This is a genomic window from Synechococcus sp. CCAP 1479/9, from assembly GCF_019038535.1.
Classification (GTDB): domain Bacteria; phylum Cyanobacteriota; class Cyanobacteriia; order PCC-6307; family Cyanobiaceae; genus Cyanobium.
Genome location: NZ_JAFKRK010000079.1, coordinates 1 through 226 on the forward strand (window position 1 = coordinate 1; position 226 = coordinate 226).

Annotated in this window: 1 protein-coding gene; it reads left to right on the top strand. The window is 65.5% G+C overall.

The features are described from left to right. On the top strand, positions 1 to 226 hold a 226-nt coding region (locus KUG38_RS17310), incomplete at both ends, for a glycogen/starch/alpha-glucan phosphorylase (protein WP_216923550.1).

Below are 226 nucleotides of genomic sequence, written 5' to 3' on the forward strand. Positions count from 1 at the left end.
CCAGCTCGGCAACAACCTGCTGATGCTCGGCATCCAGAAGGAGGCCGCCGAGGCCCTGCGCCAGTTCGGCATCAACGACATCGAGGACATCCTCGAGGTGGAAGAAGAACCGGGCCTGGGCAATGGCGGACTGGGTCGCCTGGCCGCCTGCTTCCTCGAATCCCTCGCCACCCTCGAGATCCCCGCCACCGGCTACGGCATCCGCTACGAGTTCGGCATCTTCGAC